At 63.8% G+C, this 14,924-nt stretch carries 14 protein-coding genes; 9 read left to right on the plus strand and 5 right to left on the minus strand.

Going from position 1 to position 14,924, the window contains the following annotated elements; translation table 11 throughout:
- The first annotated feature begins 44 nt into the window (after positions 1–44).
- Positions 45–224 carry a PLDc N-terminal domain-containing protein gene (locus tag ACOJCM_RS06210; RefSeq protein WP_445211198.1) on the plus strand — a complete coding sequence of 60 codons (180 nt, stop codon included), beginning with the start codon at positions 45–47 and terminating at the stop codon, positions 222–224.
- Between the two features lie 23 nt (positions 225–247).
- Here the strand turns inward: ACOJCM_RS06210 and ACOJCM_RS06215 are convergent, their stop codons facing one another.
- From ACOJCM_RS06215 to ACOJCM_RS06225, 3 genes are all read right to left on the minus strand, one after another.
- Positions 248–454, minus strand: coding sequence for a DUF3565 domain-containing protein (locus tag ACOJCM_RS06215; protein ID WP_445211199.1), 207 nt, complete (start codon positions 452–454; stop codon positions 248–250).
- A 29-nt stretch (positions 455–483) separates the two neighbouring features.
- A complete protein-coding gene (locus ACOJCM_RS06220) occupies positions 484–1,008 on the minus strand; it encodes a GspH/FimT family pseudopilin (RefSeq protein WP_445211200.1) in 525 nt (174 codons plus the stop codon).
- 117 nt (positions 1,009–1,125) lie between these two features.
- On the minus strand, positions 1,126–1,386 hold the full coding sequence (locus tag ACOJCM_RS06225; protein WP_445211201.1) for a PP0621 family protein: 261 nt from the start codon (positions 1,384–1,386) through the stop codon (positions 1,126–1,128).
- A 94-nt stretch (positions 1,387–1,480) separates the two neighbouring features.
- Between ACOJCM_RS06225 and ACOJCM_RS06230 the strand changes: the two genes are divergently transcribed.
- Positions 1,481–3,112, plus strand: coding sequence for an NAD+ synthase (locus ACOJCM_RS06230; RefSeq protein ID WP_445211202.1), 1,632 nt, complete (start codon positions 1,481–1,483; stop codon positions 3,110–3,112).
- A gap of 87 nt (positions 3,113–3,199) precedes the next feature.
- Here ACOJCM_RS06230 and ACOJCM_RS06235 read toward each other — a convergent pair whose 3' ends face one another.
- Positions 3,200–4,021: an outer membrane protein assembly factor BamD gene (locus ACOJCM_RS06235; protein WP_445211203.1), complete on the minus strand. Its 822-nt coding sequence runs from the start codon at positions 4,019–4,021 to the stop codon at positions 3,200–3,202.
- Between the two features lie 116 nt (positions 4,022–4,137).
- On the opposite strand from ACOJCM_RS06235, the gene rluD reads away from it, so the two are divergent.
- The 5 genes from rluD (at position 4,138) to ilvN (ending at position 11,317) form a co-directional block, all read left to right on the plus strand.
- The gene (gene rluD, locus ACOJCM_RS06240; protein WP_445211204.1) at positions 4,138–5,097 is read left to right on the plus strand and encodes a 23S rRNA pseudouridine(1911/1915/1917) synthase RluD; all 960 of its coding nucleotides are present in this window, start codon (positions 4,138–4,140) and stop codon (positions 5,095–5,097) included.
- Between the two features lie 15 nt (positions 5,098–5,112).
- Positions 5,113–5,868: a peptidoglycan editing factor PgeF gene (gene pgeF, locus ACOJCM_RS06245; protein WP_445211205.1), complete on the plus strand. Its 756-nt coding sequence runs from the start codon at positions 5,113–5,115 to the stop codon at positions 5,866–5,868.
- Positions 5,869–6,042: 174 nt separating this feature from the next.
- Positions 6,043–8,625, plus strand: coding sequence for an ATP-dependent chaperone ClpB (gene clpB / locus ACOJCM_RS06250; RefSeq protein ID WP_445211206.1), 2,583 nt, complete (start codon positions 6,043–6,045; stop codon positions 8,623–8,625).
- Positions 8,626–9,101: 476 nt separating this feature from the next.
- Positions 9,102–10,826: an acetolactate synthase 3 large subunit gene (locus ACOJCM_RS06255; RefSeq protein ID WP_445211207.1), complete on the plus strand. Its 1,725-nt coding sequence runs from the start codon at positions 9,102–9,104 to the stop codon at positions 10,824–10,826.
- A complete protein-coding gene (gene ilvN, locus ACOJCM_RS06260) occupies positions 10,826–11,317 on the plus strand; it encodes an acetolactate synthase small subunit (RefSeq protein ID WP_111415356.1) in 492 nt (163 codons plus the stop codon). The genes ACOJCM_RS06255 and ilvN overlap by 1 nt, the downstream gene beginning before the upstream one ends.
- A 49-nt stretch (positions 11,318–11,366) precedes the next feature.
- Here the strand turns inward: ilvN and ilvY are convergent, their stop codons facing one another.
- A complete protein-coding gene (gene ilvY / locus ACOJCM_RS06265; RefSeq protein ID WP_445211213.1) occupies positions 11,367–12,254 on the minus strand; it encodes an HTH-type transcriptional activator IlvY in 888 nt (295 codons plus the stop codon).
- 178 nt (positions 12,255–12,432) lie between these two features.
- Here ilvY and ilvC point away from each other — a divergent pair, with 178 nt between their 5' ends.
- Positions 12,433–13,449 (plus strand): ketol-acid reductoisomerase, encoded by a 1,017-nt coding sequence (ilvC, locus tag ACOJCM_RS06270; protein ID WP_445211208.1) that lies wholly within the window; start codon positions 12,433–12,435, stop codon positions 13,447–13,449.
- A 149-nt stretch (positions 13,450–13,598) separates the two neighbouring features.
- A complete protein-coding gene (pssA, locus tag ACOJCM_RS06275) occupies positions 13,599–14,477 on the plus strand; it encodes a CDP-diacylglycerol--serine O-phosphatidyltransferase (RefSeq protein ID WP_445211209.1) in 879 nt (292 codons plus the stop codon).
- Positions 14,478–14,924 lie beyond the last annotated feature (447 nt).

A 14,924-nucleotide genomic window follows, 5' to 3' on the forward strand; every position in this document is an offset into this window, starting at 1 on the left:
GCTACTTCTTGAACCACACATACCGCTGGACAAGGAGACGTCTGATGGGAATCGAAGTGGGCGGCCTGCTGGGCCTGATCTGGCTGATCATCTTGATCTGGGCCATCGTGAAGGTGGCGAAGAGTTCGGCCGGTACCTTCGCCAAGATCCTGTGGATTCTGGTGTTGCTGTTTTTCCCGCTGGTCGGCCTGATCATCTGGCTATTGTTGGGACCTAAGGGCTAGCGGCAAGTCCCTGCGGGGCGTTGTCACCGGTTGTCCCGGGGCTCGCCCCGCTCGCATTTCAGGCATTCGAGTTCGAGGCCGAGGCGTGAACGGCGCCCGGCATTCGTCATGACCCACGGGCGCTCGATCCAGGGGGGCTGGTGGCGCACGTGCTGATTGTGCCCGCATGCCAGCTCGGCGACCCAATGGTTCTCTTCGTCCTGATGATATCCCACGATGGCTTGACGCATCACAGCGGCTCCAGGGGAGTGCAACGCATTCAGCAGTCGAAGGCACGGCTTGCGCGTACCCGCCCGAAATTGCTGAGTACCAGCTGGGCGCCTTGGCCTTGGCGTCCGCAGATTCGAAAGGTGCCATTGTGGCCGGCCGGCCGACCGAGGCTGCCATAGCGCACCGGCTTGCCGTCCTGGCGATAGCTGACAGTGACGCTGCGGCCGGCCTCGAGCACGCGCAACAGGGCCTGTGGCTCGAAAGACGTCCCAGTCAGCGGACCCAGAACGATGGCCAGTGGGGCGCTCCAGTCGTCCATGACGCAGCGCTGCCGGTCGGGGCTGGGACAGACGATCACCGGCATGCGCCGAGTGATCGCCGTGTTACGGGCCAACGAGAGCGCCGTGCGGATTCGATGTGCCTCGGCGACCACCTCCTGACGCGCCTGCATCGCCTGCAACCCGGGGACTGCCCAGCCCATCAGTACGATACCCACGGCAATGACGACGAGCAGTTCGAGGAGGGTAAGGCCGCGCTGACGCGAGGCGGCAAGCGAGGCAGCAGCACCTTCCATGTCGCTCTCCTGAGTGTGTTTCCTTGAGACAAGGCACTCACTCTAGTCGAGCCTGAAGAGAGGTCTATCAGTCGTTTCTGATAGGAGCTGTAGGCGATTGCCGCCAATGCCTGCCGGTTACTCCTCGGGGCGCTGCTCCTGCAGATAACGGTCGCGATGGGCACTGCTGCAGAACCACTCGCCCTTATCGCGTAGGGCGTCGGCTTCGGGCACGTGCACCTGGCACCAGGCACAGCGGACCATCGGGTTGCCTTCCTGGTGCGCATCGCCCTGCGGTTCCTCGCGGTCGAGCTTCCACTCGCGATACATGCGGTAGAGCTTGAGGCCGGCCAGAAACAGCACGGCAAAGATGATCAGGCGAATGAGCAATAGGTTCATCCTTATCCGACTCCTTTAGGCTGGCGGCTTTGCCAGTCGGACGTCCTTGCGGGACAATGTCATGATTACGGATTCTCAAGAGATTTCTACGCCCATGCAAGATTTGACGCTGGTAATGGCGCAGCTGGACCCACTGGTAGGAGACATTCCCGGCAACGCGGATCGTGCCATCGAGGCCGTTCGCGAGGCTCGCATCGAACATGGTGCTGACATCGTGGTCTTTCCCGAGCTGTTCCTCAGCGGCTATCCACCCGAGGACCTCCTGCTGCGCCCCTCCATGGAGACCCGCCTGCGTGAGGCGCGCTCACGCATGGCGGCCAAGATGTCCCGCAACGTGCTGGTGATCATTGGCTACCCAGGCCGTCGCGAGGGGCTTGGCTACAACCTGGCCGGGCTGCTCTACAACGGCGAGTGGGTCGGCGAATACGCCAAGCAGGCGCTGCCCAATTATCAGGTCTTCGACGAGCGGCGCTACTTCGCCACCGGCGACCGCAGCCTGGTGCTCGAGCACAAGGGCGCCAAGCTCGGCATTTTGATCTGCGAGGATCTGTGGGACGGTGAACCGGTACGTGCCGCCCGTGATGCCGGGGCCGACATTCTCGTCACGCTCAACGCCTCGCCCTACCATCAGGACAAGCCGGGCGAGCGCCTGCGTCTGCTCGAACAGCGCGCCGCCGAGGTGTCGCTGCCGCTGGTCTACGTCAATACCATCGGTGGCCAGGATGAGCTGGTCTTCGATGGCGGCTCGGCCTGTGTCGATGCTCGGGGGCTGGTGCGCGTGGTGGCGCCGTATTGGCAGGCGGGGCTGATGCCGGTGCAGTTCGTCCAGGAAACCGGCGCCTGGGTGCCGCGAGAGGGCGAGATCGAACCCATGGAGGAAGCCGAGGAGAGCCTCTACTGTGCGTTGGTCAGCGGTGTGCGCGATTACGTCAACAAGAGCGGATTCCAGGGCGTGGTGCTGGGGCTTTCCGGCGGTATCGACTCGGCCCTCACGCTTGCCATCGCCGTGGACGCACTGGGGCCGCAGCGGGTGCATGCGGTGATGATGCCGTACCGCTACACCGCGGATATCTCACAGGAGGACGCCGCCGAGCAGGCCCGCCTGCTCGGCGTGAACTACGAAGTGCTGCCGATCGAACCGATGGTGGAGGCCTTCATGGCGACGCTGGCCGACACCTTTGCCGGCACCGAGCGTGATACCACCGAGGAGAATCTCCAATCACGCTGCCGCGGCGTGCTGCTGATGGCGATCTCCAACAAGAAGGGCTTGATGGTGCTGACCACCGGCAACAAGAGCGAGATGGCGGTGGGCTATGCCACGCTCTATGGTGACATGGTGGGGGGCTTCAATGCGCTCAAGGACGTCTACAAGACCTGGGTCTACCGGCTGGCGCGCTGGCGCAACACCCAGTCGCCGGCGATTCCCGAACGGGTCATTGTGCGTCCGCCCTCGGCGGAACTCGCGCCCGACCAGAAGGATACCGACTCGCTGCCCGACTACGATACGCTCGATGCCATCCTGGCACGCTACATCGAGGGCGACATGAGCGCCGAGGCGATCATCGACGCCGGCTTCGAGCGCGAGGATGTCTACCAGGTGGTCAAGCTCGTCGATCGCAACGAATACAAGCGGCGCCAGGCGCCGGTAGGGGTGCGAGTGACGCCACGGGGCTTCGGCCGTGACCGTCGCTACCCCATCGTCAACGGCTGGCAGCCGGGTGAATAGATAGAGAGCCACTTGCCAAAAAGAACGCCACCGTCAAGGCGGTGGCGTTCTGCTGTCTGGAGGTAAGCGACTACCAGGCCGCAGCCATCAGGCGGAGAGGGCATCCGCATCAACGTGCTGCGGTTGGAAGGTGCGGCCGCGCAGGCGCTCGTTGTTCGGGTCGTTCTCGATCAGTACCTGCAGCACCTCGCGAGCGCGATCGCGCATGTCGAGCCCGAGATAGCCTTCGACCATCACCGCCAGTGCATCGCGTGTGGCCTCGGCTTGGGGATAGTTCTCGACCACCCAGCGACCGCGCTCGACGGCGGCGAGATAGGCGCCCTTGCGCAGGTAGAAGTCGGCGACATGCAGCTCATGACGGGCCAGGACATTGCGCAGGTAGACGATGCGCTGCTCGGCATCAGGGGCGTATTCGCTATCCGGATAGCGTGACACCAGCTCGCGGAAGTCGGCATAGGCGTCGCGCGAGGCGCCCAGGTCGCGCTTGGAGAGATCGATCAGGCGCAGGCGCTCGAGACTGAAGCGGCCTGCCTGCCATGAGGCCAGGCCACGCATGTAGAGCGCATAGTCCGCCTGCGGGTGCGTGGGGTGCAGGCGAATGAAGCGGCTGGCAGCGGCGCGGGTGGCCTCCCAGTCGTCACTTTCGTAATAGGCATAGATCAGCTCGAGCTGGGCCTGTTCGGCATGACGGCCGAAGGGGTAGCGTGTGTCGATGGCCTCGAGGCGAGTGATGGCGGTGGTGTAGCGCCCGTCCTCGAGTGCGTCGCGCGCCTCGTCGTAAAGCTGTTGTTCGGCGACGCCTTCGAATTCATCCTCTTCTTCCGTGGCGGACCTGCCGGCACAGCCAGTGACCAGTGCTGTCACCAGGAGCAGGGCGACAAGGCGTGTAGCGATGGGGGAAACGCGCATCGTGATCCTCGTATCTAACAACCCGTGTCGGCCATGGTAGAATTGGCCATAACCCGTCCACTATAAAGCACCTTGCGTGAAAACGCAGTCCGAGGATGCTCTTCAGCGATATCCCTATGCCCCAGACCGTGGAAGCTCAGCAGCGCGTACCCCTCTCTCTGGCCGGAAGCCGCCTCGATCAGGCTGCAGCCGAGCTTTTTGCCGAGCACTCCCGGGAACGCCTCAAGGGCTGGATCAAGGAGGGCGCGCTGACGGTCGACGGTCGTCCGGGTAAGCCCAAGGAAAAGATGGCCGGCGGCGAGTGGCTACAGCTGGCGGCCACGCTCGAGGAGGAGGCGCGCTTCGAGCCCGAGGCAATACCGCTAGACGTGGTGTTCGAGGACGACGAGATCCTGGTGATCGACAAGCCGGCCGGCCTGGTGGTGCATCCTGCGGCAGGCAATCCCGACGGCACCCTGCTGAACGCGCTGCTCAACCACTGCCCCAGCCTGACCGTCGTGCCGCGTGCCGGCATCGTGCATCGCCTGGACAAGGACACCACTGGCTTGATGGTCGTGGCCAAGACCCTGGCCGCCCAGACCGCCCTGGTGGAGCAGCTTCAGGCCCGAACCGTATCGCGCGAGTACGATGCGATCTGTGTCGGCGTGATGACCTCGGGCGGGACGGTGGATGCTCCCATCGGCCGCCATCCGAAGGATCGCAAGCGCCAAGCGGTGCACGCCAGTGGTAAACCTGCCGTAACCCACTATCGCGTAGTCGAGCGTTTCCGCGCTCATACGCACGTGCGCTGCCGGCTCGAGACCGGGCGTACCCACCAGATCCGGGTGCACTTGGCGCATCGGCGCTTCCCGCTGATCGGCGATCCGGTATACGGTGGGCGGCTCAAGCTGCCGGCCGGGGCGAGCGAAGCGCTCAAGACGCTGTTGCGCGAGTTTCCCCGCCAGGCGCTGCATGCCAGGAAGCTGGTTTTCCTGCATCCCGGCAGCGGCGAGGCGGTCGAATTTCGCGCACCGTTGCCGGACGACCTGCTGCTGTTGATCGACTACCTGCGCGATGACCACGCGGTCATGCGCTGACGCTGAGGAGTTCGGATGAGCGACGCCCCCCATCTGAAGCCGACCCTGATCGAGCCCGACTGGCCGGCACCCGCGAGCGTCGGTGCCTTCGTCACCACGCGCGAGACCGGGCCCAGCCAGGGCGAATTCGCCTGTTTCAACCCCAGCGACCGGGTGGGCGACAATCCCGCTCACGTGGCGCTGTGCCGGCGGCTGATCGGCAACGAGCTCGACGACGACCGGCCGCTGCTGTGGCTCAGCCAGGTGCACGGCGCCCGGGTGCAGGCAAGCTATACGGACAGCGTGCCCGAGGCCGATGCCTCGGTGGCCTTCGACCGCGGCCACGCCTGCGTGGTGCTGACTGCCGACTGCCTGCCGGTGTTCCTCTGCGACCGCCAGGGCACGCGGGTTGGCGTGGCGCACGCCGGATGGCGCGGCCTGGCCGGCGGCGTGCTCGAGGCCACGGTCGCGGCGCTCGGCGTCCCCTCCGAGGAGCTGATGGCCTGGCTGGGGCCGGCCATCTCCAACGCGCAGTTCGAGGTGGGGCCCGAGGTTCAGCAGGCCTTCGTCGGCGTGCACCCGGAGGCGGCCGTGGCCTTCGATCCCAGCCCCTATCGACTGGGCCACTACATGGCCGACCTCTACAAGCTTGCCCGCCTGCGCCTGGAGCGGCTCGGCGTGGCGCATGTCAGCGGTGGCCACTTCTGCACTGCCTGTGAGTCGCGTTTCTACTCGCATCGGCGCGATGACGGCAGGACCGGGCGCATGGCCAGCGTAATCTGGCTTCGTTAAAACCCGTCACCGCTTCCACATCCTACAGTTTCCTTGACCCGCGTCAGGCTGTCGCACCCTTTCCCTGGCTGGCGACTTGAAAGCCGGCCACCCTGACTCCATTGAAACTGTCAACGATATGACAGGGCCAAGCGGCGCGTCCGAACGCGCCGACACCCCGATGGAGGAAGACGAATGCGTTTCGACAAGTTCACCGCCATGCTGCAGAACGCCGTGGCCGACGCCCAGTCACTGGCCGTGGGGCGCGGGCACAACCAGCTCGAGCCCGGCCATCTGCTGCTGGCACTGCTGGATGCCCGCGATACCGGCATCAAGGCACTCATCCAGAAGGCCGGCGGCGACGCCGCGCGGTTGCGCGACGGCCTGGTGGGCCATCTCGATGACCTGCCTCAGGTGGGCCAGTTTACCGGCGAGGTGCAGCCCTCGCGCGACCTGATCAAACTGTTCAACCTGACCGATAGAGAGGCGCAGCAGCGCGGCGACCAGTACATCGCCAGCGAATTGGTTCTACTGGCCGCCCTGGAGATGGGCCACGCGGTGACCAAGCTGCTGACCCAGGCCGGGGTCACCCGCAAGGGACTCGAAAGCGCCATCGAGAGCGTGCGCGGCGGCGAGCGAGTCGACGACCCGAACGCCGAGGAGCAACGTGAGGCACTGGAGAAGTACACCCTCGATCTTACCGAGCGTGCCGCCGACGGCAAGCTCGACCCGGTGATCGGGCGCGACGACGAGATCCGCCGCACCATCCAGGTGCTGCAGCGGCGTACCAAGAACAACCCGGTGCTGATCGGCGAGCCCGGCGTGGGCAAGACCGCCATCGTCGAGGGGCTGGCCCAGCGCATCGTCAACGGCGAAGTGCCGGAAGGGCTCAAGGACAAGCGCGTGCTGTCGCTCGACATGGGCTCGCTGCTGGCCGGGGCCAAGTTCCGCGGCGAGTTCGAGGAGCGCCTGAAGGCGGTGCTCAAGGAGCTGGCCCAGGAAGAGGGCCGCGTGATCCTGTTCATCGACGAGCTGCACACCATGGTCGGCGCCGGCAAGGCCGAGGGCGCCATGGACGCCGGCAATATGCTCAAGCCCGCCTTGGCGCGCGGTGAGCTGCACTGCGTGGGCGCCACCACCCTCGACGAGTACCGCAAGTACATCGAGAAGGACGCCGCACTGGAGCGGCGCTTCCAGAAGGTACTGGTCGACGAGCCCTCCGAAGAGGACACCGTGGCGATCCTGCGCGGCCTCAAGGAGCGCTACGAGGTACACCACAAGGTCGATATCACCGACGGCGCGATCATCGCTGCGGCCAAGCTCTCGACCCGCTACATCACCGATCGTCAGCTGCCCGACAAGGCCATCGACCTGATCGACGAGGCCTCCTCTCGCATCCGCATGGAACTCGACTCCAAGCCCGAGGAGATGGACCGCCTCGACCGCCGGCTGATTCAGCTCAAGATGGAACGCGAGCACCTCAAAAAGGAGACCGACGAGGCCTCCAAGAAGCGTCTCGAGAGCCTGCAGGAACAGATCGACGAGCTCGAGCGCGAGTATGCCGACCTGGACGAGATATGGAAGGCCGAAAAGGCCAGTATCCAGGGGGCCGGACAGTTCAAGGAGGAGCTCGAGCGAGCCCGCATCGACCTGGAACAGGCGCGTCGCCAGGGCGATCTCGGCCGCATGTCGGAGCTGCAGTACGGTGTGATTCCCGAGCTGGAAAAGAAGATCGCCGAGTCGAGCGAGGCCGAGGCCGACACCGCCAAGCACCAACTGCTGCGCTCCAGTGTCACCGAGGAGGAAATCGCCGAGGTGGTGTCGCGCTGGACCGGCATCCCGGTGGCCAAGATGCTCGAGGGCGAGCGCGACAAGCTGCTGCGCATGGAGGAGGCGTTGCACCAGCGCGTCATCGGCCAGGAGGAGGCGGTCAATGCGGTGGCCAACGCCGTTCGCCGCTCGCGTGCCGGCCTCGCCGACCCCAATCGACCCAACGGCTCGTTCCTGTTCCTCGGCCCCACCGGGGTGGGCAAGACCGAGCTGTGCAAAGCGCTGGCCAACTTCCTCTTCGATACCGAGGAGGCCATGGTGCGCATCGACATGTCGGAGTTCATGGAGAAGCACTCCGTGGCGCGGCTGATCGGTGCACCGCCCGGCTACGTGGGCTACGAGGAGGGCGGCTACCTGACCGAGGCCGTGCGGCGTAAGCCTTACTCCGTGCTGCTGCTCGACGAGGTGGAGAAAGCCCACCCGGACGTATTCAACATCTTGCTTCAGGTGCTTGAGGACGGTCGCCTCACTGATGGCCAGGGGCGTACCGTGGACTTCCGCAACACTGTGATAGTGATGACGTCGAACATGGGGTCGGACATCATCCAGCGCATGGGCGGTGCCGAAGAGCAGTACGAGGAGATGAAGGGTGCAGTGATGGATGTGGTCGGCAATCACTTCCGTCCCGAACTGATCAACCGTATCGACGAAGTGGTGGTGTTCCACGCCCTGCGCCAGGAACAGATCGAGGCGATCGCCGGCATTCAGCTCGATCGCCTGCGTGCCCGCCTGTCCGAGCATGGCATGCAGCTCGAGGTCAGCGAGGAAGCCATGTCACAGCTCGCCCTGGCGGGCTTCGACCCGGTATTCGGCGCGCGCCCACTGAAGCGGGCGATCCAGAGCCGCATCGAGAACCCGCTGGCCCAGGATCTTCTGGCCGGCCGCTTCGCCCCTGGCGATGTGATTCACGTCGGTTTGGAAGGTGAAAAACTGGTATTCCACACTTGATACACATGGTAACGCGCCGGACTGTGCGCCATCCGGCGAACGACTACACTGATCTATAGGTTGCGTCCTGTAACCCCCTTGCCCGCCCGCTCAGCCGGCGGGCTTTTTTTCTTCCTTGTCCCGCCAATGGCCGGTCGTGGCGGTGCAGCAGTTGACACACTCGCATGGCTGTTGGAATCTTGAGCGTTCCTGATTTGCGGGCGCGGACTCCTGCGGGCAACCCCCCATCCCCGCGCGAAGGGTAGGCCGTCCAGCCTCTACCCGCCGAAGGACTACCGGAATGCGGCCAACCGCCGTTTCCGGCCAATGCCCCGACGCGGCAATCCGCCGTGATGAGAGTGCAGGCCCCAACCGGGCCTAATGCCAGGGTTTGGCATCAGGTGTCGGCCTCGCCGACAGCGGCATACCGCCGCACTCGACCCCGTGCCCGGCAGAGGGCGCGGATCGCACTCGAGACCTCCAGGGGAGAGATACAAGTGGAATTGCTTTCCGGCGCGGATATGATCGCCCGATTCCTGCAGGATGAAGGCGTCGAATACATTTATGGCTATCCGGGCGGTGCAGCTTTGCATATCTACGATGCGCTGTTCCGTCAGGACAAGGTCAAGCACATTCTGGTGCGCCACGAGCAGGCGGCCACCCATGCCGCTGATGGCTACGCCCGGGCTTCCGGCAAGCCCGGTGTGGTACTCGTCACCTCCGGCCCCGGTGCCACCAACGCCGTCACCGGCATCGCCACCGCCTACATGGACTCGATTCCCATGGTGGTGCTGTGCGGGCAGGTAATGAGCCATCTGATCGGCGACGATGCCTTTCAGGAAACCGACATCATCGGCGTGACCCGGCCGATCGTGAAGCACAGTTTCTCGATCAAGCACCCGACCGAAATTCCTGAAGTTTTGAAGAAGGCCTTCTACCTGGCATCGACGGGGCGCCCCGGGCCGGTGGTGGTCGACATACCCAAGGACATGACTGCGCCTACCGAGCGCTACGAGTACGTCTACCCGAAGAAGGTCAAGATGCGCTCCTACAACCCGGTGGCGCGAGGGCATACCGGCCAGATCAAGAAGGCCGTGGAAATGATGCTCAAGGCCAAGCGTCCGGTCTTCTACACCGGCGGTGGGGTCGTGACCGGGCGTGCCTGTGAGGGGCTCACCGACCTGGTCAAGCGGCTCGGCTATCCCATCACCACTACGCTGATGGGCATCGGTTCCTATCCGCAGAGCGATCGCCAGTGCCTGGGCTGGCTGGGCATGCACGGCTCCTATGAATCGAACATGGCGATGCATCATGCCGACCTGATCATCGCCATCGGCGCGCGCTTCGACGACCGGGTGACCAACAACACCTCCAAGTTCTGTCCCACGGCCAAGATCATCCACGTTGACATCGACCCCAGCTCGGTATCGAAGACGGTGCGTGCCGATGTGCCCATCGTCGGCCCGGCGGCCAGTGTCATCGACGAGATGATCAGTCTGGTGCAGGGCAAGGAGATCGCACACCCCGAAGCCTTGGCGGAGTGGTGGGTCAAGATCGACGGCTGGCGAGAGGAGCGCCACGGCAAGCTCTACGAGCCCTCGAAGTCGGGCGAGCAGCTCAAGCCGCAGGAGGTGATCGAGGCGCTGTGCGAGGTGACGCGCGGCGAGGCCTATGTCACCACAGACGTGGGCCAGCACCAGATGTTCGCCGCCCAGTACTACAAGTTCGACAAGCCCAACCGGTTCATCACTTCGGGCGGGCTCGGCACCATGGGTTTCGGCTTCCCGGCCGCCATGGGCATCAAGCAGAACTTTCCCGACGAGCAGGTCATCTGCGTCACCGGCGAGGGCAGCTTCCAGATGATGATGCAGGAGCTCTCCACCTGTAAGCAGTTCGGTGGCGGGGTGAAGATCATCAATCTCAACAACGCATCGTTGGGCATGGTGCGCCAGTGGCAGGACCTCAACTACAAGTCGCGCCACGCGCACTCCTACATGGAGTCGCTTCCCGACTTCGCCAAGCTGATCGAGGCCTATGGCTTCACCGCGCTGCGGGTGGAGACCATGGACGAGCTGCGCCCGGCGCTTGAACGTACCTTCGCCGACAAGCACGAGTTGGTTTTCGTCGATGTGATCGTCGACCCGCGCGAGCACGTTTATCCGATGCAGGTGCCCCTGGGCTCCATGCGTGACATGCTGCTTTCCAAGACGGAGCGGACCTGATGCGCCATATCATCTCGATTCTGATGGAAAACGAACCTGGCGCACTGTCTCGCGTGGTAGGGCTGTTCTCGCAGCGCAACTTCAACATCGAGACGCTCAACGTGGCGCCCACCGAGGATCCGTCGCTGTCGCGGCTGACCGTGACCACCGTCGGCGACGACCGGGTCATCGAGCAGATCACCAAGCACCTCAACAAGCTGATCGACGTGATCAAGCTGGTCGATCTCACCGAGGGCAACCACATCGAGCGCGAGCTGATGCTGGTGAAGGTCAAGGCGCTGGGTGCAGCACGCGACGAGGTCAAGCGTACCGTCGATATCTTCCGGGCTCAGATCGTCGACGTCACGCCGAGCCTCTATACCGTGCAGATCACCGGCGACGCGCCCAAGCTCGACGCCTTTCTCCAGGCCATGGGGCCGGTGGGAGTCCTCGAGGTGGCGCGGACCGGCGTGTCGGGTATCGCCAGGGGCGATAAGGTGCTCAGCCTTTGATTCCGGCTATCGGTTCGGTAGAAGCCGCCCTTCGGGGCGGTTTTTTTTATCAGCGCTCCGCTACTTCATCCCATAACGCCTGGATGAGGGGGCTCTTGAGCTGGCGGTTGAGCGCGCACAGGCCCACATCGTAGTGGGGCAGCTCGGGTTTTACCGGCAGCACACGCACCCGTTCGGCAAGGGGGCTGTTATCCAGCACGATCTTCGGTACCACGCCAATACCGAAGCCCAGGCCGACCATGCTGACGATCGCTTCGTGACCGGCAACCTGAGCATAGATGGTCGGTGCTACACCCAGCGCGCGGAACCAGGTGTCGGCATACTCCCGGGACAGCCCTGCTTCGGAAAGAATCATCGGCACGGCTCGCCACTGTTCGGCGGAGGGCGAGGCCGGTGTGGCAGGAATCCATGGTGCCTGCTCCACCGGAGCGATGAATACCAATGGCGAGCGGGTCAGGGACTTGAAGGCCAACCCTCCCGGCGCGTTGCGCGGCCGCGGGGTAATGGCCATGTCCTCCTCACCGGCCAGCACCCGGTTCATCGACTCCGCGGGGTCGCCGGTGTGCAGCTTGAGCTCGATGCGCGGATGGCGCAGGCGGAAATCGCTGAGCAGGTCGTAGAGGAAGCTGTAACTCGCCGTGACCGAGCAGTAGATACTGATCTCGCCGGAGAGCTCCCCGGCCTGGCTACTCAGGGTATGGCGCAGCATCTCCCACTGGGTCACTGCCTCCCGAGCATACGCCTGGAAAGCCAGGCCCTGGCGGGTCAGACTCACATGACGGTTGTCGCGCACGAACAGCGGTGCATCGAGGTTCTCTTCGAGCTGCCGGATGGTGCGGGAGAGTGTCGAGGGGCTCACGTGGCAAAGCTCGCTGGCACGACCGAAGTGCAGCGTATCGGCAAGGGCGAGAAATTGTTTGAGGGCGCGTAGATCCATGCGCTGCATTATTGCATAAATCAGCATGTGACGTTGCAAATATCGCGTTTTACGCAACGTGGCTGCGACGTTAAGGTGAGGCCATCGAATGAGCCGACTCCCAGCGCCGCGGCAGACGGTGCGGGTGGCCATCAACGCTGACACGACTTCCTTTTTCCTCGCTTCCAGGAGTTTCGATATGCGCGTGTATTACGACAAGGATTGCGACCTCTCCCTCATCCAGGGCAAGAAGGTCACCATCGTGGGCTACGGCTCCCAGGGGCACGCCCACGCCAACAATCTCAAGGAGTCCGGTGTCGACGTTACCGTCGCCCTGCGTTCGGGCTCCTCCTCCGCAGCCAAGGCCGAAGGGGCCGGGCTGAAGGTGGCCTCCGTCGAGGAGGCGTGCAAGAGCGCTGACGTGGTCATGATCCTGGCGCCGGACGAGAACCAGAAGGCGATCTACGAAAACCAGGTCGAGCCCAACCTTAAGGAAGGCGCCACCCTGGCCTTTGCGCACGGCTTCAATATTCACTACAACCAGATCGAGCCGCGCCGTGATCTCGACGTCATCATGGTCGCGCCGAAGGCGCCAGGCCACACCGTGCGCTCTGAATTCGTCAAGGGTGGCGGCATTCCCGATCTGATCGCCATCCACCAGGATGCCTCGGGCAAGGCCAAGGAGCTCGCCCTCTCCTACGCCGCGGCCATCGGCGGCGGTCGCAGCGGCATCATCGAGACCACCTTCAAGGACGAAACCGAGACTGACCTGTTCGGCGAGCAGGCGGTGCTGTGCGGCGGCGCGGTCGAGCTGGTCAAGGCGGGTTTCGAGACCTTGACCGAGGCAGGCTACGCTCCGGAGATGGCGTACTTCGAGTGCCTGCACGAACTCAAGCTGATCGTCGACCTCATGTACGAGGGCGGCATCGCCAACATGAACTACTCCATTTCCAACAATGCGGAGTATGGCGAGTACGTGACCGGCCCTGAGGTGATCAACGAGCAGTCCCGCCAGGCCATGCGCAATGCCCTCAAGCGCATCCAGACCGGCGAGTATGCCAAGATGTTCATCCAGGAAGGCAACACCAATTACCCTTCCATGACGGCGCGTCGACGCCTCAACGCCGAGCATGACATCGAGCAGGTGGGCGCCAAGCTGCGTGCCATGATGCCGTGGATTGCCGCCAATCAGCTGGTCGACAAGAGCAAGAACTGAGCCGGCGACACAAGCGGTTATCCCCAAGGGCGCGGTCTACCGCGCCCTTGGCGTTTGTGCGAAAGAGCGGGCGCTTTTCGCTTCCCCAACTCGGTGTAGAATGAAGGCACCGCCTTCGGGTGAACCCATTTCGGCTATGGACGAGACGAATGAGTCAGCAGCCCCGCAACACCGAGCAAGCCAACAATCGTGACAGCGCCGAGCCAGGTATCTCCGGTGAGCAGGGAGAGCGGCCTGCCGAGGAGGACCTGGCCGCCGCATTCGTGCGCGAGACCGAGGTCATCGAAGAGTCGATCGAGGATGGCAAGAAGGTTCGGCGCAGGGGGATCTACCTGCTGCCCAACCTGTTTACCACGTCGGCACTGTTCGCCGGGTTCTTCTCGGTGGTGGCCGGCATCAACGGCGATTTCACTGCGGCGGCGGTCGCGGTTTTCATCGCCATGGTGCTCGACGGGCTGGACGGTCGCGTGGCGCGCCTGACCAATACCCAGAGCGCCTTCGGTGCCGAATACGACAGCCTTTCCGACATGCTCTCCTTCGGTGTGGCGCCAGCGCTGGTGGCGTTCACCTGGATCCTCCAGGACATCGGCAAGACCGGCTGGGTCGTCGCATTCCTCTACGTCGCTTGTGCGGCACTGCGCCTGGCGCGCTTCAATGTGCAGATCGGCAGTGTCGACAAGAAGTGGTTCATCGGCCTGCCCAGTCCGTCCGCCGCTGCCCTGGTGGCGGCAAGCGTTTGGACCTTTCATAGCTTCGATGCCGACGCCGTTGGGTTCAAATTGCTGATGCTGCTGGTCGTTGCCGCCGCGGGTGTGCTCATGGTCAGCAACATTCGCTACTACAGTTTCAAGGACATCGATCTCAAAGGGCCGGTACCGTTCGTGGTGTTGCTTGCCATCGTGCTGGGCTTCGTCGTGATCTCGGTAGAGCCCTCGGTAATGTTGCTGCTACTGTTCGGCACGTATGTGGCGTCCGGCCCAACGCTGGCCGTCATGCGCAAGATGAAGCACTCGCCTCCAGGTGAATGAATTGACGAGACATTGCCAACGCCCGCCCCGTGCGGGCGTTGTCGTCTGTAGCAGCCATGCGAAACGATCCACAGCCCTGGCTCCTGCGGCCCTGTGGATAGCCTGGTGCCGTTGGTCAGGCATGGCCTGGTCATGGTCCTGAAAGTTTTTTACAGGCAGGCCTTGCAGGGCTCCGGCGAAAACCGTAAAGTACGCATCCGCTGCCGGCAACGGGCAACGTTGCAGGCGGTGGGCAGGGTGGTAAGTGGCTGTCACGCTTTGGATTTTTCGATTCGTTTCGTAAAATTCCCGCTTGACGCCCACGGCGGATTCGGTAGAATGCGCACCACTCGAGACGGCGCCCGCAGCGCGGGAGTTCGACGCCAGGGTCACCCCGGTGACGGCCTCGAAGGGAGTTGACAAGCTCCGCCGGATCAGTAGAATACGCCTTCCTCGCAGGGCGCTGGC

The sequence above is a fragment of the Billgrantia hypersalina genome, assembly GCF_052584175.1.